This is a genomic window from Mucilaginibacter sp. P1_D10, from assembly GCF_056406215.1.
The window spans coordinates 225,694-247,127 of record NZ_JBFUAP010000001.1; the positions used below are offsets into that span (position 1 = coordinate 225,694).

The 21,434-nt window shown below is 46.3% G+C and carries 20 protein-coding genes; 5 read left to right on the top strand and 15 right to left on the bottom strand.

Annotated features, from left to right (window positions below):
* Positions 1-211 precede the first annotated feature (211 nt).
* The 3 genes from AC1DYT_RS01020 to galB all read left to right on the top strand — a co-directional run bounded on the left by AC1DYT_RS01020 (position 212) and on the right by galB (position 6,217).
* The gene (locus AC1DYT_RS01020; protein WP_477467803.1) at positions 212-3,040 is read left to right on the top strand and encodes an outer membrane beta-barrel protein; all 2,829 of its coding nucleotides are present in this window, start codon (positions 212-214) and stop codon (positions 3,038-3,040) included.
* Between the two features lie 314 nt (positions 3,041-3,354).
* A complete protein-coding gene (locus tag AC1DYT_RS01025) occupies positions 3,355-3,753 on the top strand; it encodes a hypothetical protein (RefSeq protein WP_477467804.1) in 399 nt (132 codons plus the stop codon).
* Positions 3,754-3,790: 37 nt separating this feature from the next.
* On the top strand, positions 3,791-6,217 hold the full coding sequence (galB, locus tag AC1DYT_RS01030) for a beta-galactosidase GalB (RefSeq protein ID WP_477467805.1): 2,427 nt from the start codon (positions 3,791-3,793) through the stop codon (positions 6,215-6,217).
* Positions 6,218-6,223: 6 nt separating this feature from the next.
* On the opposite strand, the gene AC1DYT_RS01035 is transcribed toward galB, so the two are convergent.
* Positions 6,224-7,303, bottom strand: coding sequence for an Ldh family oxidoreductase (locus tag AC1DYT_RS01035; RefSeq protein ID WP_477467806.1), 1,080 nt, complete (start codon positions 7,301-7,303; stop codon positions 6,224-6,226).
* Between the two features lie 13 nt (positions 7,304-7,316).
* Positions 7,317-8,819: an IPT/TIG domain-containing protein gene (locus AC1DYT_RS01040; protein WP_477467807.1), complete on the bottom strand. Its 1,503-nt coding sequence runs from the start codon at positions 8,817-8,819 to the stop codon at positions 7,317-7,319.
* A 419-nt stretch (positions 8,820-9,238) separates the two neighbouring features.
* On the opposite strand from AC1DYT_RS01040, the gene AC1DYT_RS01045 reads away from it, so the two are divergent.
* Positions 9,239-9,766, top strand: coding sequence for a hypothetical protein (locus AC1DYT_RS01045; protein ID WP_477467808.1), 528 nt, complete (start codon positions 9,239-9,241; stop codon positions 9,764-9,766).
* 86 nt (positions 9,767-9,852) lie between these two features.
* On the opposite strand, the gene AC1DYT_RS01050 is transcribed toward AC1DYT_RS01045, so the two are convergent.
* The 13 genes from AC1DYT_RS01050 to AC1DYT_RS01110 form a co-directional block, all read right to left on the bottom strand.
* The gene (locus tag AC1DYT_RS01050; RefSeq protein WP_477467809.1) at positions 9,853-10,161 is read right to left on the bottom strand and encodes a hypothetical protein; all 309 of its coding nucleotides are present in this window, start codon (positions 10,159-10,161) and stop codon (positions 9,853-9,855) included.
* Positions 10,162-10,205: 44 nt separating this feature from the next.
* Positions 10,206-10,760, bottom strand: a complete 555-nt coding sequence (locus tag AC1DYT_RS01055) for an RBBP9/YdeN family alpha/beta hydrolase (protein ID WP_477467810.1) — start codon at positions 10,758-10,760, stop codon at positions 10,206-10,208.
* Positions 10,761-10,792: 32 nt separating this feature from the next.
* On the bottom strand, positions 10,793-11,305 hold the full coding sequence (locus AC1DYT_RS01060) for an alpha-ketoglutarate-dependent dioxygenase AlkB (RefSeq protein WP_477467811.1): 513 nt from the start codon (positions 11,303-11,305) through the stop codon (positions 10,793-10,795).
* Between the two features lie 4 nt (positions 11,306-11,309).
* On the bottom strand, positions 11,310-12,947 hold the full coding sequence (gene bshC, locus AC1DYT_RS01065) for a bacillithiol biosynthesis cysteine-adding enzyme BshC (RefSeq protein WP_477467812.1): 1,638 nt from the start codon (positions 12,945-12,947) through the stop codon (positions 11,310-11,312).
* 119 nt (positions 12,948-13,066) lie between these two features.
* Positions 13,067-14,401, bottom strand: a complete 1,335-nt coding sequence (gene rimO, locus AC1DYT_RS01070) for a 30S ribosomal protein S12 methylthiotransferase RimO (protein ID WP_477467813.1) — start codon at positions 14,399-14,401, stop codon at positions 13,067-13,069.
* 73 nt (positions 14,402-14,474) lie between these two features.
* Positions 14,475-14,852 (bottom strand): GxxExxY protein, encoded by a 378-nt coding sequence (locus AC1DYT_RS01075; protein ID WP_477467814.1) that lies wholly within the window; start codon positions 14,850-14,852, stop codon positions 14,475-14,477.
* A 39-nt stretch (positions 14,853-14,891) separates the two neighbouring features.
* The gene (ftsY, locus tag AC1DYT_RS01080) at positions 14,892-15,857 is read right to left on the bottom strand and encodes a signal recognition particle-docking protein FtsY (RefSeq protein ID WP_477467815.1); all 966 of its coding nucleotides are present in this window, start codon (positions 15,855-15,857) and stop codon (positions 14,892-14,894) included.
* A 192-nt stretch (positions 15,858-16,049) separates the two neighbouring features.
* Positions 16,050-16,208, bottom strand: coding sequence for a DUF4295 domain-containing protein (locus tag AC1DYT_RS01085; RefSeq protein ID WP_477459579.1), 159 nt, complete (start codon positions 16,206-16,208; stop codon positions 16,050-16,052).
* A 75-nt stretch (positions 16,209-16,283) separates the two neighbouring features.
* Positions 16,284-16,466, bottom strand: coding sequence for a 50S ribosomal protein L33 (rpmG, locus tag AC1DYT_RS01090; RefSeq protein ID WP_067063463.1), 183 nt, complete (start codon positions 16,464-16,466; stop codon positions 16,284-16,286).
* A 73-nt stretch (positions 16,467-16,539) separates the two neighbouring features.
* Positions 16,540-16,773, bottom strand: coding sequence for a 50S ribosomal protein L28 (gene rpmB / locus AC1DYT_RS01095; RefSeq protein WP_067187494.1), 234 nt, complete (start codon positions 16,771-16,773; stop codon positions 16,540-16,542).
* Between the two features lie 125 nt (positions 16,774-16,898).
* Positions 16,899-17,669: a hypothetical protein gene (locus tag AC1DYT_RS01100; protein ID WP_477467816.1), complete on the bottom strand. Its 771-nt coding sequence runs from the start codon at positions 17,667-17,669 to the stop codon at positions 16,899-16,901.
* A gap of 12 nt (positions 17,670-17,681) precedes the next feature.
* Positions 17,682-18,392: a hypothetical protein gene (locus AC1DYT_RS01105; protein WP_477467817.1), complete on the bottom strand. Its 711-nt coding sequence runs from the start codon at positions 18,390-18,392 to the stop codon at positions 17,682-17,684.
* A gap of 4 nt (positions 18,393-18,396) precedes the next feature.
* The gene (locus AC1DYT_RS01110; RefSeq protein WP_477467818.1) at positions 18,397-19,149 is read right to left on the bottom strand and encodes a hypothetical protein; all 753 of its coding nucleotides are present in this window, start codon (positions 19,147-19,149) and stop codon (positions 18,397-18,399) included.
* Positions 19,150-19,480: 331 nt separating this feature from the next.
* Between AC1DYT_RS01110 and acs the strand changes: the two genes are divergently transcribed.
* Positions 19,481-21,382: an acetate--CoA ligase gene (gene acs / locus AC1DYT_RS01115; RefSeq protein ID WP_477467819.1), complete on the top strand. Its 1,902-nt coding sequence runs from the start codon at positions 19,481-19,483 to the stop codon at positions 21,380-21,382.
* The last annotated feature ends 52 nt before the right edge of the window (positions 21,383-21,434 follow it).

Here is a 21,434-nt window from a genome sequence, read left to right on the forward strand (position 1 = left end):
AGGCCATATCCCCAACCAAAATCTACGGGGAGGGCGCTTTTACCGATGGAGGCCCGATTGCAACCGCCGAAAGCCAGTTTTTTCTCCCTTGAACGATTACCTGCTTTTCATCGGGTAAAATGTAGTATCCGTCTACATATTACCCATATCGGTCTATCCCGTTTTTTTAGCTGCACCCAAAGCTATTGTTTTGTGCATCATCAAAAAATATATGAAACTTAAATACTTATTCGTAGCCCTTGCCTTACTGCTCAATGTAAAGGTATTTGCCCAGGCAGGCCGGGATGTAAAAGGCGTGGTGAAGGATACCGCCGGCGTAACGCTGCCCGGTACCACCCTGAAAATGATAACCGCTACAGATAGCAGCGCTATTATAACCGACGCCAACGGCGCTTTTATTTTCCATAACGTAACCGTGAAGGAGTTTAGCCTGGTAGTACTGTCTATGGGGTATCAGCCTATAAAACGCCGCTTTACGCTCGATGATAAAACAACCCCCTTTACGCTGCTGCCCATCGTGCTTAAATCAGACACGAGGATGCTGGGCGTAGTAACCGTTACCGATGTGAACGCCGTAAAGCTTAAAGAAGATACGGTTGAATACAACGCCGCCGCCTACAAAGTACGCGATGGTGCGCCGGTGGAGGATATGATAAAGAAAATGCCCGGCCTGGATGTGGATAAAGACGGCAACGTAACCGCACAGGGCAAAAGTGTTACCAAGATACGCGTAAACGGCAAAGATTTTTTTGGGGGCGACGTGAAAACCGCCACGCGCAACCTGCCCGCAGATATCATACAAAGCATACAAGTAGTTGATGACTACGGCGACCAGGCCAACATTACAGGTGTGAAAACCGGCGAGCCCGATAAGATATTGAACATCAACATCAAGCCCAGTAAAAACTATGGCTACTTTGGCCAGGCCAGTGTTGGCGGCGGGCAGGATATGCTGCCCAACGGCACTGAAAACGGCCGTTATGTGGCGCAGGGCAACCTCTTCAGGTTTGATGGCGACAGGCAACTGGCCGTTTTGGGCAACCTGAATAATACCAACACCAACCTGTTCAGTTTCGGTGGCCCTCCGGGAGGCGGAGGAGGTGGAGGTCCGCGAGGCGGCCCGGGTGGCAATGCCAACAGCGGCAACGGTATCACTACTGCTCGCAGCATTGGTTTCAACTATCGCGATAGCTGGAGCAAAAAAACAACCGTATATGGCAGCTACAGTTTTGCCAACAATACCGTGAATACCACCAGCACCACCATACAGAACAATATCTCGATAGACAACCCCAGCACCAACAACCAAAGCAGCATACAGGAAACCAGCACCCTTAACCACCGCTTCAACTTCAATATAGAGTACAAACCCGATACGGTTAATTACCTGAAGATAACGCCCAGCTTTGCCTTTGCAGCCGTCACTACCGATCAAAACGCGGCTAACCAGTTGATGAACGCTACGCAGATCATTTCCGATTATACCTTCAGCTCATACCTGCACTCTACCGCGCCAAACTTCGGCGGCAATGTGCTGTACAACCACCGTTTTGCCAAAAAGGGGCGTAACTTTAGCTTGAACGTGGGCGCGGGTTCATACAATATTGATCAGTACCAAAATCCTATTTACGTTTATACGCCGGGCACCAGGCAAAACGCACCGGCCAACCAGTTGATCAATACCGCGAGCCGTACCGATAGCGTAGGCGTAAACGTATCTTACCTGGAGCCTTTGGCCAAAAAATCGTACCTGGAGTTTACCTACGGCTATAAATACCAAAACACCACTGCCGACAGGAACACCGATACCCTTACCGATGCCGGCGTGCGCAACAACTATGCGCTGCTTACCAATAATTACGAATACAATTTTACCACCAACCGTTTCGGGCTTAACTTCCGCTTCATCGATAAAAAGTACAACTATACGCTGGGTGTGGTAGCGCAGCCATCGGTACTGGAAGGCAGCTCGCCGGGCTTTGCCGTAAACCGTAAGGAGCAGTTCAACGTGGCACCAACTGCCAGGTTCATCTACAATTTCTCGCGGAGCCAATCGCTCAGTATTAACTATAACGGCACCAGCCAGCAGCCCACTTATTCGCAGTTGCAGCCCGTTACCGATTATTCTACGGCATCGTACCCCGTATTGGGTAACCCCGATCTGAAGCCGGAGTTCAATAACGTGCTTTCGATACGGTACAACAAGTTCGATTTTGCATCGGGCAATGTGTTTTTCAGTAACCTGAGCTTTACGCAGAGCAACAACAAAATCGTATCTACCACCATCAACTACCCGGTAAACGCATCAGACCCTAACCTGGCAGGCTCTATTTTAACCACCTACCAAAATGCCGATGGTTACTACGCCGCCAATGCCTTCTACGTGTTTGCCAAGCCTTGGGCAAAACGTAAGTACAACCTGTTTTTTCAGGGTAATGCCAACTACAACAACAATATATCGTACATAGGCGGTTTCGGTACCGATGGTTTATCGCTGGAAAAGAACATCGCCAAAAACCTGGTACTGTCACAAGGGGTAAGGTTTAGGGTAAACATTACGGATATTATTGATGCGGAAGCGAATACTACTTACGCCGTTAACCGTACCACTAATACCCTAAGTGCGGCCAACGTGAATACCAAATTCAGCACGCTTACTTTGGGGCTGAACGGTAAGAACTACTTCTTTAAAGACTGGACACTGAGCTACGATTTTAGCAAGCAGATATACTATGGATACACGGGCTCAACAAATCCCAACATCCTGAATACTTATGTGGAACGCCGCTTCTTAAAAGGCAACGTAGGTACCCTGCGCTTTGCGGTGAACGATGTATTTAACCAGAACACCGGCTACACCACTACCAGCAGCGGCAGCTATATTACGCAAACCAATGCCAATAAACTGGGTCGTTACTTCCTACTCACCTTTACGCTCAGGCTGCAGAAATTCGCAGGCGCAAGGCCATCTGGTCCGGGTGGACCGGGTGGCCCCGGCGGTCCGGGTGGACCAGGCATGGGCGGCCCGCCACCGTTTTAATCTACAGCTTTTTACTGATCTGTTTCTATATTCAAAAACGCGACGAGGCACCTGTGAGGGGTGCCTTTCGCAATTAGTGGCTAAGATTGAGTGAACACTAATTATTTCGAATTGAGTGAACACGAATGCCACTAATTGAGACGAATTTCACGAATTAAAAGGAGGAGACAGGTTGTCAGATCTCCGATAGGTTGCCATTTATAATCAAGCCACTTGCATGGCATTCGTGTAATTCGTCTCAATTTGAAAAAATTCGTGTTCATCAAATTCATTCCCTTTCATTATATTTGGATAACCACTTAAAATCCAGCGTCATGAAGATAGCGATACTTATTGCACGCATCGTGCTCGGCCTTATTTTCCTTATTTTCGGCATCAATCAATTCGTGCAGATAATGGATAGCATTGTGCATTTCCCACTGCTGGATAGGAAAGCCGATAGTTACCTCATGACGCTTTCCCGTGCGGAATACTTTTTTCCCTGTTTAAAGATATTGGAGATGCTTTGCGGTATAAGTTTGCTCATTAATCGTTTCACCGCCTTGTTCCTCATCGCACTGTTCCCAATTACGCTGAACATGTTTTTGTTCGAGGTTTTCCTGGGGCAGCAACTACTGCCTTTGGGTATCACGGTATTGGGGCTTAACGTTTTCTTACTGATCGCATACCGCAAAAATTATAAAGGCCTGTTTGCTTTTCAGCCTGCGGTATAATTGTATATTTGACACTCAATATATAAACGCCGCTTTCATGAAAATTTGCCAAAAGGGCCTTGCCCTGCTTTTATTTTTTGTTGCCGCCATGGGTAATGCGCAGGCACAATCTGCCCGTACCGTAGCCGATTTTGATAAAGGATGGAAATTCCATTTAGGCGACGTGAAGGACGCCGATAAAGCCTCGGCCCCCGATAAAGATTGGCGCGTTTTGAACCTGCCGCACGATTGGAGCATAGAAGGCACTTTCAATAAAGATAACCCGGCAACGCCCGAGGGCGGCGCACTGCCCGGCGGCATTGGCTGGTACCGCAAAACTTTTACTGTTCCACTGGCATCAAAAGGTAAACTGGTTTATATCGATTTCGACGGCGTGTATCATCACAGCGATGTTTGGGTGAACGGCCACCACCTTGGTTTCAGGCCCAATGGATATATTTCTTTCCGATACGAGTTGACCAAATACCTTAACTACGGTGGCGTGAATGTAATAGCCGTAAAGGTGAATAACTCCGAACAGCCCAACTCGCGCTGGTACTCTGGCAGTGGGATCTACCGCAATGTTTGGCTGGTGACCACTAACCCGGTGGCAATTGATCATTGGGGGACTTATGTAACAACACCAAGGCTTGGTATTAAGTCGGCAGGTGTAGTGGTAAAAACAACAGTTCGGAACAGTTCGAACCAAGCAAAATTATATACAGTACGGAATAAGATTTTCGATGCGGATAACAAACTGGTAGCCATAGCGGGGACGATTCCGTCCGCATCGCAATCGGCTGATTCGGTTGCTTCTTTTGAAAACACACTTGCAGTGCATGCACCGCGCTTATGGTCGGTCGAGTCGCCTTATTTATACAAAGTGGTAACCGAAGTGCTCATTGATAAAAAAGTTGTCGACACTTACACCACCCCGCTAGGCATCCGAACCTTCGTATTCGATGCCGATAAAGGATTTATCCTGAACGGCAAACCCATGAAAATATTGGGCGTTTGCGATCACCATGATTTGGGTAGCCTCGGCTCGGCTATCAACACCCGCGCTCTCGAAAGGCAATTACAGATACTGAAAGGCATGGGCGTAAACGGTATCCGTACCTCGCACAACCCACCCGCGCCCGAACTGCTCGACCTTTGCGACAAGATGGGTTTCATCGTGATGGATGAAGCCTTCGATATGTGGAAGATGCAGAAAACCAAGTACGATTACCACCTGTACTGGGACGAGTGGCATAAACGCGACCTGGAGGATCAGATACTGCGCGACCGTAACCACCCTTCGGTATTCATCTGGAGCATTGGTAACGAAATTGGCGAGCAGTACAGCAAAACCGATACCGTTGGCCGGGTAATAGCCCGCGAGTTGGCGGCTATAGTGCGCTCGCTGGATAAGACCAGGCCTATTACCTCTGCCAATAACGACCCGAGTGTGACCAGCAACATCATTGCTTCGGGCGCGTTGGATCTGATTGGTTATAACTACCACGAAAACGAGTACGCAGGTTTCCATAAACGGTACCCCGGTAAGAAGTTCATAGCTACCGAAACCACTTCGGGGCTGGAAACACGCGGGTATTACGATATGCCGTCAGATAGTATCCGGATATGGCCCCCACAAGGGGATAAGCCGTTTGAACGCGAGGGCAATAATGTTTCTGCTTTTGATAACGTGCGACCACCATGGGGCTCTACCCATGAAGCTACCTGGAAGGTGATCAAAAAATACGAAATGCTATCGGGCATGTTCGTGTGGACGGGTTTCGATTACTTGGGCGAACCAACGCCGTATAGCTGGCCATCGCGCAGCTCTTACTTCGGGGTGATAGATTTGGCTGGTTTCCCGAAGGATGTTTACTATATGTACCAAAGCGAGTGGACAAACAAACCCGTACTGCACATCTTCCCGCATTGGAACTGGGAAGCCGGCAAAACCGTAGACGTTTGGGCCTATTACAACAATGCCGACGAGGTGGAGCTTTACCTCAACGGTAAATCTGTAGGCATTAAAAAGAAAACCGGCGACGACTTGCATGTAATGTGGCGGCTGAAATACGAGCCGGGCACGCTGAAGGCAGTATCGCGCAAGAATGGCAAGGTTGTTTTAACCAAAGAGATACGTACCGCAGGTGCCCCCGCTAAAATTGAGCTGGTTGCGGATAGGAGCAATATTAAAGCCGATGGCAAGGATTTATCTTTCGTTACCGTAAGGGTTTTAGATAAAGACGGCAACCTGGTGCCCAATGCCGATAACCTGGTAAACTTTAAAATAACAGGTGTGGGCACCATAGCCAGCGTAGACAATGGCGACCCGGTAAGCCACGATCCGTTTAAAGCCAATTACCGCAAAGCTTTCCACGGGCTGGCATTGGCGATAATACAAAGCAAGGAGCAGGGAGGTACGATAACACTTACGGCTACATCGGCAGGTTTGGCAACGGCAACGGTGGTGATAAAAGCGAAGTAAACAGCGTTATTCACCAAGCGGCCTCACGCCCATCTTCACCGCCAACTCATTTAAATCTTTGGCAACGGCATCCACCAGCGGGATGCCGTTTTGCATTCTATCCTTTTCGGCTTCCAGTTCGGGTTCGCCGGGGATGATGACCTTTTCGTTGGGGTCGATTGTTGCAGCATTTTTAAAGCGCTCAATCCAGATATCCATATCGGTCTTGAACGCATCCGCAGGGCGGAAACCATCGATCCGCATAGCACCCAAAAAATGACCTATGCCCTGTCCGGGCGGGTTTACCGGCGGCTCTAAAAACGATACGAATGGCGGCACCCATGGCCCGAACCCTGCGCCCGATAACACGCCGGATAAGATGTCTACTGTAGCGCTCAATCCAAAACCTTTATGGCTACCGTGCTCGCGGTCGCTGCCGAGGGGGAGTAACGCGCCGCCTGTTTTGAGGGCGTGCGGGTCGGTAGTGGGGTTGCCTTGCTGGTCCTGTATCCAGCCTTCGGGTACTTGCTTGCCGCTGCGTTGGGCAATTTCCAGCTTGCCGTTAGCGGCAGCAGATGTGGCCATATCAACAATTACAGGCGGGTATTTACCTGCCGGGAAGGCGTAGCACATGGGGTTGGTGCCTAGCAGCCGCTCGCCGGAGAAGGTAGGGGCAACCAGCGGACTGGCGTTTGTCATGGCGAAGCCTATCATATCCTGTTCGACGGCCATTAGCGCATGGTAACCCGCAATACCAAAATGGTTGGAATTGCGTACCGATACCCAACCCGAACCATAAGTTTTCGCTTTTTCTATAGCCACCTTCATGGCAAATGGGGCAACTACCAGCCCCAGCCCGGCGTCGCCATCAATAGTGGCCGTGGTGGCCGTTTCGTGGATAATGCGGATGTTGGGTGTAGGGTTGATGCGCTGCTTCTCCCAGAGGCGTATATAGCCGCTAAGCCGTGCCACGCCGTGCGAATCGATACCCCGCAGGTCAGATTTCAGCAGTACATCGGCAGCCAATGCAGCGTGTGCCTCGCTGCAGCTCATAGCCAGGAAGATGTTTTGGGTGAATTGACGAAGTTTGGGTTCGGATACGAGCATGGAAGCAAGCAGTTTATTGGTAGGCCACTTTGAACACGTTATTGTTGCCTGAAAAAAATAATTCGTTGTTTTTGTTCACGGCGATACCAGTAATATCTGAATAAATATCCAATATCTTTGTTTGTTGCATGTCGGGAGATATTTTCATAACAGCGCTACGGCCAAGATACGAGGCATTGCCGACATACACATTGCCATCTGTATCAACCGCTATTGAGTTTATTGCATAAAACGCTAATGATGCATAGTCAGAAACAACGCCGGCAGGGGTTATCTTTCTGATTTTCTGATTTACGTTATCAGTAACATATAGGTTGCCGTTTTTATCTATAGTGATTGCTTCAGGGCTGTCAAATAGGGCTGCGCTGCCTGTTCCATTTGCATGTCCTGCAGCACCTGTTGGTGATCCTGCAAAAACACTCACCGCACCTGCAGGGGAAATTTTTAAAATAACGTTGTTTTGGTAGTCGGTGGCAAAAATGTTGCCTTCGGCATCTGAACATAAACTTGAAGCAGCACCCATATTAGGAGGCGTGCCTAAGTAGGGTAAGTTTATAGTTGAGTATGCACCGGCAGCTGTAACTTTTTCAATGTAGAAAAAAGATTCTCCAATGTAAACGTTCCCGGTTGGGTCTAAGGCTAAGCTAACTGGATAATCCAAGTAGTGCGAATTAAGTGAGCCCTTGTAAGCTGCTCCATAAAAATCATTGCTGCCCACATAGCTGCTCACTATACCAGATGGTGTAGCCTTTCTTATCATGTGGTTACCATTATCTACCATGAAAAGATTGTCAGACGCGTCAAAGGCAAGTGCTTGAATGCCGCTGAACCGGGCGGAGGGACCATCGCCGTTTACAAAGCCGGTTACAGCCCCGTTACCGCCAACAAATTGTGAAATGACGTAAGAGAGTTTATAAGCGAATGCCGGGCCGGTAATACTTGGTGCACCATTTACTGAAAGTGTTATAATTCCCGTGCCTGCGCCGAGCGGTACTTTTACAGTTAGTTGCGTTGCCGTAGCTGCGGTAACTGTCGCTTCTTTTCCGTTAAAGTAAACCTTATTTTGGTCGGGACCATTGCCAAAACCGGTGCCTGTTATTATTATAATGCTATTGTATGCCCCCTCGGTTTTATCAATGGATGTTATTTTCGCCGGTTCGATGTAGGTGAATACCGGCCCGGCAGCTACTGTGGCTCCATTTACGGAGACAGTTACTGCACCGGTACCTGCATCGGCGGGTACGGTTACGGTAAGCTCTGTTGAGGTTGCAGCAGTAATTGCCGCTTCCTTGCCGTTAAATAAAACCTTATTGTTGGCTGCGGTGGTGCTAAAGCCCGTGCCGGTTAGGGTAACGATAGTGCCAGGCGTGCCGGAGGCTGGGGACAATGAAGTTATTTTTGCAGCAACCGGTGGCGTTGGCTCGGGTGTGCTGCCGCCTTTGCCGCATCCGGTAAATAAACAAAACGTGGCGCTTATTGCCACAATAGCAAAAATAGGTAGTAACAGTTTTTTCATACGTAGTGTTGGGTAGTGATATGCATAAGATTTAGTGCAACAAAAATAGAGAATACCATGGCTTTTACAAAGCAAAAATGCTATATATTGGATATTGTTACAGCTATCGAACTATATGCTTATATTACATTACATCAAACTTACGGCGGGTTTTTGAACAGCACCTACAGATTATGGGCCCACAGTACAAGATGTACGGTGGGCCCATACCGGACGCATGATTCCAATGGCAATACCTCTTACGCACTGCCGCACGATGCAGTGATGAGGTTGTTGAAGAAGTATGGGGCGGTGAAGTAGCATGGTGCGGTAATAGATAGTGTTTTGATTAATTTTTTACACTGTCAGTTAAAGATAACACTTCGTTTACTTATCTTTGAAAAGAACTGAAATTGGTCAGATCAATGATATTGAAAATCATGCCTAAACACTTTAAAATCACAAACTCAATTAAATCAATTTTACTTTTTACCACCGCTTTTGCCGTACTTGCATTTGGCTCCTGCAAAAAGGACTCAAACAACCAACCAGCCTTAAGTATCTCGGCTAAGGTTGATGGTACCGCTACAGCTTTCAACAACAATATCCTTGGCTTTAAGGGTACGGCAAACAGCGCAGCCTTCACGAACATTGAAGGTACGGATGCCGCCGGGAACAGCGTTGCATTAACCATATATGGCGACTTAGTAGCGGGTAAAACATTTTCTGCTACGACAGTTTTTGATGGGGACGCTTTTTTGGCATACACCACAAAATCGGACGACCTTTACCAGCTTGGTGGCGATGCCAGCGCCTCAACTATGTTTAGTGTTACCATTACCAGTGTATCCGGGAACAAAGTTTCAGGCACTTTTCAGGGTACACTTAAGGAATTTATAGTTGGCCCGGGCACTCCTCACACAAAAATTATCACCGAAGGCAAATTCACCGCGGAAATAACGGACTAAAATACCTTCCATAAAATTGAAATGCCGGTACAAGCCGGCATTTCGCATTAAAGGGACTTTTAAGCGGGAATGTTTAATTTTTCCGGCTAGAAAAACACGCCATATATAATACTCAACAACGTAACTACCTGAAATACGTAGCAGAACTTGTTGAATATCCTGGCAGCACGCGCACCCGTTATAAATTGCCCGATAAGGAACAAGAACAGCGTACAAAAAACGCATGTCACCATACCTGCGCCTACCATTGCATTACCAACTTTGTCGGCATACGGCCGGGATGCGAAGTGGTTATAAATGTAAAAAACCAGGCATAAGGCCCAATATACCCAAAAACTCCTGTCAGGTATGGTAGACATACGCGCGGTTGGATGCGGGGCTAAATCTTCTTCCATTATTGGTGAGTTTTATTGGCGATAATGATTGATTCCGAACCGTACTAAACGATGGCATTCGCCGCGTTGTCTAAATCTTGTAGATAAGCCAATCCTTCCGTCCACTGGCTATGGCCCGAGCTGGTATTTATATGCCCCGCATCGCCAATGGTGATAAACGTACTTCCCCATGCATCGGCGAATTGTTTTGCGCGGGCGGGTGTTACGTAGAAGTCGTTGGTGCTGGCTACGGTTATGGTTGGGAACGGCAATTTATTTAAAGGCATCGGGGTAAAGCCGGTAGTGCCTGCAGGATAGCTTTCGGCTTCGGTATCGCTTGGGGAAACTAATAATGCACCTTTTATTTTTGTGCCGAATTTTTGTGCCCAATAAGCTATGGTACAGCAGGCGAGGCTGTGGCCAACCAATATTACATTGGCTGGATCAAAAGCATTAATTGCCTGATTAAGCGTTTCTATCCAGTCGTTACAATCTGGGGTCTCCCAATCTTGTTGCTGTACCCGAGTGAAACCATAAGTGTTTTCCCAGTACGATTGCCAATGTTGCGGACCGGAATTCCCAAGGCCCGGGATGATCAGAATGGTGGAGTTAAAGGTCATGGGTTGAAAATTATAACCTTAAGATAGCTTTTTTACTTGATTTTTCTAAATGTTAAGCTCATTCTTTCTCCCTCGGTAGCGGCTTCCGGGATAGCGTGTTCCCACTTTGCCTGAACATCCTGGGTCATATAAAGCAGTGAGCCCGACGATAGTTCAAAATCTATGGTTTGTGTTTTATCGTTTATTTCCCTAAACCGTAAAATGCGGGCTTGTCCCAAAGAAATAATTACTACTCCTGTACCCGACTCCAGTATGTCCGTTTGATCGGAATGAAAGCCCATCTTCGATTTTCCGTTGGGGTAATAATTGATAAGGCAATTGTTCGGCATAAAGCCAAGCTGTGCTTCAATGCCAGTGCAGAGTTGTACTAATTCGGGCAATAAAGGATAAAAAGGATAGCTGATTTGCGAGTAATTGTAAGCTACGCCGTAACTGGCCGTTTTACGGTTGCTCATGCGTTCATCCCAGCAGACTGTATCTTTTAGATGCTTAAAAGTGTCGTCGGCGTGAGTTGAAAATCCATCTATGTAGGTTACTCCTTCCATGCTATTACTCCGTCAATACCGTAAACTTAAAGTCCAGCGGCTCAAAATTCCGGATGAGCTCATCTATAAATAACTGGCCCCATTTTACGTAGCTGAGGCCGAAGTTCTCCTGCCGTTCCTGCAGGCTGTTTTTGGGGAAAAGGTCGGTTTTGATGTGTTCTATTTGCTCCAGGCGGGTTTGGTAATTGCGCTTTTCGGCTTTTACCAGTTTCTTCTGGAAGCTATCCATCGCATGTTTCAGCCGGGCCTGTACGGCGGCGGCGGAAGGGGCGAGGGTAGGGTCTATTTTATGCGAGCGTAGTTTTATCTTTTCGAAGGTGCGCTCTATCTCGCGCCATTCTTCGGTAAGGGTAAGGTCGTGGTTGCTGTGTTTTTTTACCCAGCCGTTTTTTATCTCGTCGGTGCTTTTGAATAGTTCGGCGGGCGCAAGCTCCATACTCTTTATTTTTGCGGCAGTTTCCTTCGGGATAACCAGGGCCGAATTGCGGAGGATAAGGATAGGGAAATCTACCCCGTAATGGTCGAAATTAGATTTCAGTTCCAGCCAGTAAACCACCTCGGCACCACCGCCGATATAGGCGATGTTTGGCAGGATGCATTCCTGGTAAAGCGGGCGCATTACCACGTTGGGACTAAAACGCTCGGGTGCGACGGCTATTTCCTGTTTTAGTTCAGCTTCGGTAAAGCTGATCCCGGTGTTATTTACTTTGTACAGGCCATCTTCAAATACAAGCCTTTCGCGAAGCTGCTCCTTCAGGTAAAAGAAGTTGATTTCGCGCGGATTTACCTGTATATGAACGCCAAGGGCCTGTAGTTTTTCGTTAACGGCGCTGATATTTTTAAAGCTGTTTTGCTGGATGATATCGCGCTCGATAATAGGGGCGAAGGATTGCTTAAGGCGATGGTCGTCGGCATCTATAATAACCAGTCCGTACCGGCCAAACAGGGCGTTCACCAAATAGCGGGTAGCATCGGCCAGTTTATCGAAGGCGGTGTAGGCGGTTTCTACCATTTCGCCCAACTCGTTGGAGTGCCCGTCGATGCCGAGCACACCCTTGTACTGGTTAAGCGCCTGGCGCATGGTATCGGGATTGATGCGGCCCGTTGCGCCCGAAGCCTCGTACCACCAATGCACTTTTTTGCCGCCGATGTTGGTATAGTTGATTTCGGCAAAATCATGATCCTCAGAAGCCATCCAGTAAACAGGAACGAAATCTTTATCCGGATGTGCTTCTTTCAGTTCGCGGCAAAGCTTAATGGCGGTTACTATCTTATAAATGAAATAAAGCGGACCGGTAAATATATTGAGCTGATGCCCGGTGGTAATGGTGTAAGTATTGGGCGAAGCCAGTGACTCAATTTTCTTGCGGACGAACTCGGCAGCTTCTAACTCAGGAAAATTCTTACTTTCGGACTTACCGTCTTTCGGACTTCCGGACTTGCCAAAATACTGCTCGGTTAAAACCTCTACCAACAATTGCCGGTCGGCAATAACTTTTTTATGCTCGAATAATTCGGCAAAGCCTTTAAGCGTGGGGCGGTGACTATAAAAGGACCTTAACTCCGGCACATCGTCCAGGTAGTCGATAACGGTTTGGGAAAAGTATCCCGTTTCTTTATAGTCAATACAGGCAGCGTCCATTGGATTTACGATTTTAGATTTACGATTTTAGATTTGGGTTGCAAATCCGATATCGCTTATCTGGATGTCGAATTTAGATTTTAAAATCCTAATTCAAACACCGTGCTGCAAAAATGGGCTTATTTTACAATTTGTCCATAAAGGTCAAAGTCCTCGGCGGTGTTGATTTTTACGTTAACAAAGCTGCCAACGGCTGCGTAATCAATACTGGCATCTATTAACACCTCGTTATCTACCTCGGGCGAATCGTATTCGGTACGGCCTACAAAGTAGCCGCCGTCTTTCTTATCAATCAGTACTTTATAGGTATTGCCTATTTTTTCCTGGTTTTTGTCGAAGCTTATACCCTGTTGGATTTCCATGATGGCATCCGCACGCTCTTGTTTTACTTCTTCAGGCACATCATCAACCAAAGAGTGGGCATGTGTTTTTTCTTCGTGCGAGTAAGTGAAGCAACCCAGGCGATCGAACTTGGTATCGGCAACCCATTGCTGCATTTCTTCAAAATCGTATTCAGTTTCGCCGGGGTAACCGGTGATAAGGGTGGTGCGCATGGCAATATTAGGTACGCGGTCGCGTATCTCGTTCACCACATCAATGGTTTTCTGTTTGGTTAATCCGCGGCGCATCGATTTCAGCATGTTATCGGTAATGTGCTGCAAAGGCATATCAAGGTATTTGCAGATATTATCGCGCTCGTTCATTACATCTAAAACTTCCATCGGGAAGCCTGCCGGGTAAGCGTATTGCATGCGGATCCATTCCACGCCATTTACATCGCTTAAGCGGCGCAGCAGTTCGTCGAGGTTGCGTTTACCATAGATATCGAGACCGTAGTAAGTAAGGTCTTGCGCAATCAGTATCAACTCTTTGGTGCCGTTTTTTACCAGGCTCTCGGCGTTCTTTACCAGCTGGTCTATCGGCGTACTTACGTGCTTTCCGCGCATCAAAGGGATGGCGCAGAACGAGCAGGGCCGGTTACAGCCTTCTGCAATTTTAAAGTATGCAAAGTGCGAAGGGGTGGTCAACAGGCGCTCGCCAATCAGCTCGTGGCGATAATCAGCACCAATGTTAGTGAGGATATTCTGCAAATCGTTGGTGCCGAAGTAAGCATCAACGTTAGTAATTTCGGCTTCCAGTTCGGGTTTGTACCGTTCGCTAAGGCAACCGGTAACAATCACTTTGCCTACTTTACCTTGTTCTTTCAGTTCGCTGTACTGCAGGATAGTATCGATAGATTCCTGCTTGGCATTATCGATAAATCCACAGGTGTTGATAACGATGATATCGTTGTTACGCAGCTTTTCGGCTTCGTGTACAACATCCCAGGCGTTGCCTTTCAGCTGGCCCATCAGCACTTCGCTATCGTAAATATTTTTTGAACAGCCAAGGGTAACCACGTTTACACGGGGTTTCAATAACTTCTTTGGCTGACTGATTTCTTTAGTTCTCATTATTATTTCTTTTTCACCGATTTCAGTGATTTTTTTGATTTCACCGAAAAAATGATTTTTTATCGATGAATCATTAAACGGAATATCGTTTTACTGTGCAGCTTACGTTACCAAAGTTGATAAGTAAGCCGGTTTTAATTTTTGCAGCTTTAAGATAAGACAGAATTTGTTTTTGAAATATTACGGGTGTGTAAATACCGCCAAACGATTTTATTTCTACAATTACTCTGCCTTCAATAAAAAAGTCGCACCGGAAATTGCCAACACATTTTTCCTTAAAGTAAAGGTTAAATTCTTTTTCTGCTATAAACGACAAGCCCTCTAATTCTAATTGATATTGAAGAGCTTTTGAATAAACTTTCTCTGCAAACCCAGGCCCTAAATGCTTATGGACTTCAAAGCAGCACCCGATTATTTTTTCAGTCAGTATATCTTTCTCAAACTCTGCCATCCCTAATCAGTGAAATCAAAAAAATCGGTGAAATCGGTGTTAACTTTTAAATAAACTATTGACGAAGGACGTCCTATCAAACAACTGCAGATGCTCAACCCCTTCGCCTACACCTATATATTTTACAGGTATCTTAAACTGATCCGATATCCCTATCACTACACCACCTTTTGCTGTACCATCCAGCTTAGTTAAAGCCAATGCATTTACTGCCGTTGCTTCCGTAAACTGTTTGCATTGCTCAATGGCGTTTTGGCCGGTTGATGCATCCAGTACCAGCAATATTTCGTGCGGGGCACCGGGGATAACCTTTTGCATTACGTTCTTGATCTTGGTGAGCTCGTTCATCAGCCCTACCTTATTATGTAAACGACCAGCGGTATCAATAATTGCTACATCGTCGCCGTTGGATACTGCCGAACGCAGGGTGTCGAAAGCTACCGACGCAGGGTCGCTGCCCATGGCTTGTGCTACAACCTTTACGCCTACGCGCTCGCCCCAAAGCTTTATCTGGTCCACAGCGGCCGCGCGGAAGGTATCGGCAGCGCCAAGCACTACCTGGTTGCCGGCTTGTTTCAGCTTATGGGCCAGCTTACCGATGGTGGTGGTTTTGCCTACGCCATTTACGCCAACCACCATTATTACATAAGGCTTATGGTTGCCGTATTCAAAATTCTGGAAATCGTTGCTGTTGTTTTCGGCAAGAAGCTTTTGTATTTCATCCTTCAGAATGCCGTTCAGCTCATTGGTGCCAACATATTTATCGCGGGCAACACGGGCCTGTATTCGGTCGATAATTTTGAGGGTGGTGCTTACGCCAACGTCTGATGTTACCAGTACTTCCTCTAAATCGTCCAGCACATCATCGTCAACGGTTGATTTACCGGCAACAACCTTGGTTAATTTTGAGAAGAAATTGTCCTTGGTTTTTTCCAGCCCGGTATCAAGCGCCTGCTGCTCTTGCTGCGTGCTTTCCTTTTTCTTAAAAAAATCAAATAATCCCATATGTAGATGTGCAGATGTGCGGATTTCAGATGTGCAAATTTCAAATGTGCAGATGCAAAAATCAATAAAGGCCAATTTAGGCATTTTAAATCATCTGCACATTTGCACATCTGAAATTTGCACATCAATAAAAAAGCCCTCTCGTAAGATACAAGACGGCTTTTAATATTTTAGCAAAAGTTTTACCGGGTATTATTTACCGGCAATTGCATCCTTAACGCCATCGTTAGGTACAATTTGCTCTTTGAATGAGTAAGCACCAGTGCGTGGCGACTTAACCATTGTAATAACTTTTGAATATTCTTTGCCTTTACCTGCTACTTTCAGCGTTGCAACTACTTTCTTTGCCATGTCTTTTTAATTTTGAATGATTGATTTAGCGAATGAGTGATTTAAAAACTACACCCATGACTTATCAGCCAATTATTATTTAATTTCTTTGTGAACGGTTACTTTACGTAAAACCGGGTTGAATTTTTTCATTTCCAAACGCTCGGTTGTGTTCTTTTTGTTTTTGGTGGTAATGTAGCGAGACATACCCGGCATGCCGCTGGTTTTATGCTCTGTGCATTCTAAAATTACCTGAACCCTGTTGCCTTTCTTAGCCATCGTGTGTATTGTTTTGAGTTTTGAGCGTTAGGCGTTGATATTACTCAGCACTTTTCGCCCAAACTATGCTTTATTAAATAGAACCTTTTTTTACGAACTTGTTGATACAAGCAGTAATACCGAGTTTGCTGATAGTTTTAACAGCAGAAGTAGATACTTTTAAAGTAATCCATTTATCTTCTTCAGGGATGTAAAACTTTTTCAACTGTAAGTTTGGATAGAACTTACGTTTGGTTTTAGCGTTCGAGTTTGATACGCTGTTACCGTTCATGTAGCCTTTTCCTGTTAGATCACAAATTCTTGACATGACAAATATTTTTTTAATTCTCGCTCTTCTCCTAAAAAGAGTTTGCAAATATCAGGTTTTTAAAGCAAATAGGCAATAGGGATTTTAAAAATATTTCAAAAAGATTTATGGGGTGGGGAGTAGGGTTAATAATAGGTGATTTTGCGGGTTATAGTACGAGTTCTTTCGGTATAGCTTTCCCCATTAGGGCGGGTTGACAAGAAGCGCATTTGTTTCTTTGTCCAGTTAAGGTGTGTGTCAAACGCCGGGTAGTCAAAGGCCACCCGTTCGTGCAATTCTTTTACGCGCCCGCCGCCCTCGTAGTCGCCGCTTTCCCATTCGGGTTCGTAATTTTGTAATTCAACAAGGCGGTTATTCTCGTCATACCTATACTTGCTTATTTCCGGTACATCAAGCTTTCCCCATGTTTTTTGATACAACACTCGGCCCAGGGCGTTGTATTCATATTCGGTATAGCCGCTACGGCGTTTAGGCACAAATTCTATAATCTGCCCGGATTGGTCGAATCTCCATTTTGCAGAGCGGCCGAAGCAATCACAAATCCCGGCAGGGCTAATATTGTAGCTGGCTGTCATGGCTGTTTTTATGCCCTTTTTATTGTGCAATACCTTGTAGCGGGCCGAAATATGGTAAATATCCCCATAAAACTTGTCCTTTTCGAATGAGCGAACCATGTTCCCCTTTCTATCGAAATCTACATGGTAGTAGTCGGCTGCCGATAAAGAATCGCCAATGGATATGCTTTTCACCGCGCCACGCATTACTTCTACCTGCTCATCGTAGTTGCCGTTATAGAAAAATATGGTTGTGGAGGGGAGAGGGATGCTTTTAAAAGACAGGCAGGTAACACATATCCCAAAGTATACAAGGAAGAGGTAAGATAGGATTGGTTTCATTTAATCTGCTTTTTAGTAATACGTGATTCTGCGGGTTATGGTATCAGCTTTCCCAGCATCGTAATACGAGGGTATGGCTATCCTTTTAAGCCAGTTACCTTGCTTATCTACCGATAAATATTTGTAACTTATTTGGCCGCCAAACTGGCCGCCAACATCTTTAGTTGCTATCAAAATCAAAAAATGCTGAGGGTTATAACAATACCTTTTGGTAAATTGATGTTTTTTCTCTCCATAGCCCTCCATTTGTACCATGTCTCCTGCCATGTTGTATTGATAACGGAATATCCGTCGCGCTAGTTCGGTGTCAGAATCATCCCGCAGTTGCTTAATAGGGAAACTCATTTCAATAATGTGGACTGTAGTATCGTATTTATAAAGCCGTTGTTTAAATTCCGGATGCGGCCCACTCCCATACGCTGTCAATTGAGTTTTCTTGCCATTCTTATCGTATTTATAAGCATATTTCCAATCGTCTTCCAGAGAGCTTTTGTTAATTGTCTGAGTAGCGTTGCCGTGCAGGTCAAAACCGGTGACAGTAGTTTCGTTACCCGAATAAGGAGCAGGAGCAATTTCGGTAAGCTGTTTTACCTTCCCATTCAGAATCTCAAAATTAGCGTCGAAGATGGTGACAACCTCTGGTTTAGATATAGGCTTGGGCTGTTCCCTACAGGCTGTTATAAATAGGATAATGATTATGCATAGGTATTTGTTCATCTTCATTTAATCAATAATACGTTATAATGCGCGTTGTGGTAATAGTGTCTGGTTTTTGCTTTGTGCGGCCCAGAAATTGCCTATAGCTGACTCGTTGAAGCCAGTTGTGGTGTAAATCGTGCAGGGTATATTTAGTGTTGGTTCTCGACCAGGGGAAATGATTTACAGTTTCGATATCTTCTATAACCCGGCCCATTTGGTCATATTTATATTCGTTCTCGTTCAGTTGCCAGTGCTCGCCTGTAAACTCGAGGATAGATTTTACCACCCTGCCTTCCTTATCGTACAGGTACCGGTGGGTCGTTGCCACCACCCAGGGCACCGGGCTTATGCTCCGGAAAACAAGGTGGCCGTTATCGATATCGAATTTTAAGGTATCGGCATACTTTTCGGGTTTAAGATTTTTCCCGAAGGGGTAGGAGGTTTTTAGCTTGAACACGGTCATCTTCTGGCCATCGATACCGTATCCGAAGGAATACCTGCTTATGTATTCGGTTATGTGCGTATAGCTGTCATCTTCCCAGGTCCTACTTTGCACGTAACGCCGGGTAAGCTTTTGCATGTTACCTTTTCCATCAAATTCCACTTTGTCGAAATCTGCTTTCGGGTCGCCGGTAAATATTTGCTTTACGTTGTCGTTCAGTACCTCGGTAAACTTCTCATTCTCATAGTAAAATGTTTTTGTTACCGGCTGTTTGCACGACATGAAGCATAAGGAGATAAACGCCATCAGTAATTTAAAGTACTTAAGATTTAGGTTCATTGATTTGGTGTGGATGCAATGGTGTAATATACGCATTGTTCTTTTATTTTACCACCGAGTTTGCGGAGAAGGCATAGAGATTCACAGAGCTCTGAAAGTTGATAAAGAGAACTTTGCGACTTTGCAGGAAACCGGCCGGCAAACTATAAAAGCTTCACGCACTTTGCGTCTCACCGCGTCGCAAGTCTTTGCGCCCTCCGTGTTTAAATTGCCAATTTGCTAAATCGATTAATACGCGTTGACTCTACTTTTTAAAATATTTTAAAAAGCTATAAATTTATTACCCGCTTAACACAAAAATTACTAATTTACGCCACCATTATACATCGCTATGCAAGTTAAGTCGTTTGAAGAATACCAGCAGGCCTATAGTCTGAGTGTTGAACAGCCTGAACAGTTTTGGGAAGGCATCGCCAATAATTTTTTATGGAAAAAGAAGTGGGATAAGGTTTTGGAATGGAACTTTAAAGAACCAAAAATAAAATGGTTTGAAGGGGCCAAGTTGAACATTACCGAGAACTGCCTGGACCGCCACCTGGAAAAGAACGGCGACACCACCGCCATCATCTGGGAACCTAACGACCCAACCGAAGACCACCGCATAATTACTTATAAGCAACTGCACGATAAAGTTTGCCAGTTTGCCAACGTGCTTAAAAACAACGGCGCTAAAAAAGGCGACCGCATTTGTATATACATGCCTATGGTGCCCGAACTGGCTATTGCCGTTTTGGCCTGTGCGAGAATAGGCGCTATCCACTCCGTGGTGTTTGGGGGCTTTTCGGCGCAATCTATAGCCGACAGGATAAAGGATGCCGAATGCAATATTGTGATCACGGCCGATGGCGGTTTTCGTGGGACTAAGGAAGTACCATTGAAATCTATCATTGATGATGCTTTGGTGCAGTGCCCGTCTATCAAAAAAGTAATTGTTTTAACCCGCAGCCGCACGCCTGTATCTATGATAAAGGGCCGCGATGTATGGTGGGAAGATGAAGTTAAAAAAGTAGAGACCCAGGGCAACCCAGATTGCCCTGCCGAAGAAATGGATGCCGAGGATATGCTGTTTATCCTGTACACATCGGGTTCTACCGGCAAGCCGAAGGGCGTTGTGCATACCTGTGGGGGCTACATGGTTTATACAGGTTATACCTTTAGCAATGCATTCCAGTACCAGCCGGGCGAGGTTTATTTTTGTACGGCAGATATCGGCTGGATAACCGGTCACTCTTATATCGCCTACGGTCCGCTTACGCAAGGGGCAACTTCGGTGATGTTCGAGGGCGTACCGACCTGGCCGGATGCTGGCCGCCTTTGGGATATCGTAGAGAAATTCAAAGTAAATATATTATATACTGCCCCAACCGCCATCCGCTCGCTGATGAGCTTTGGCGATGACGTGGTAAAGGGTCGCGATTTCAGCTCGCTGAAAAAACTGGGCTCGGTAGGCGAACCTATAAACGAGGAAGCATGGCACTGGTTTGATGAAAAGATAGGCCAGGGTAAATGCCCTATTGTAGATACCTGGTGGCAAACCGAAACCGGGGGCTTTATGATATCGCCAATTGCCGGCGTTACCAAAACCAAGCCGGGCTATGCAACTTTACCATTGCCCGGCGTACAGCCTGTATTGGTAGATGAAAACGGCAAGGAGATACATGGCAACGGCGTAAGCGGCAACCTTTGCATCAAATTCCCGTGGCCGGGCATGTTGCGCACCACCTATGGCGACCACGAGCGCTGCCGCACCACCTATTTTGCCACTTACGAAAACCTCTATTTTACCGGCGACGGCTGCCTGCGCGATGAGGATGGTTACTACCGCATTACCGGCCGAGTTGATGACGTGCTGAACGTATCGGGCCATCGTATTGGTACCGCCGAGGTAGAGAACGCTATTAATATGCACGCCACAGTGGTAGAAAGTGCCGTGGTGGGCTACCCGCACGATATAAAAGGGCAGGGCGTTTACGCCTTTGTGGTATGCCCCAATCAGCATGGGGACCAGGACCTCACCCGTAAGGATATCGTAATGACCGTGGCCCGCATCATCGGTGCCATAGCCAAACCCGATAAAATCCAGTTTGTAACCGGCCTGCCAAAAACACGTTCGGGCAAAATTATGCGCAGGATATTGCGGAAGATAGCCGAGGGCGATACCGGCAATTTAGGCGATACATCCACCTTGTTGGATCCGGCTGTTGTGGAGGAAATAAAGGCGGGAGCGTTGTAAGAAGGAGGCAAAAGTATTTGCTACGAAAAAGTCCGTGACAAACATATTTGCC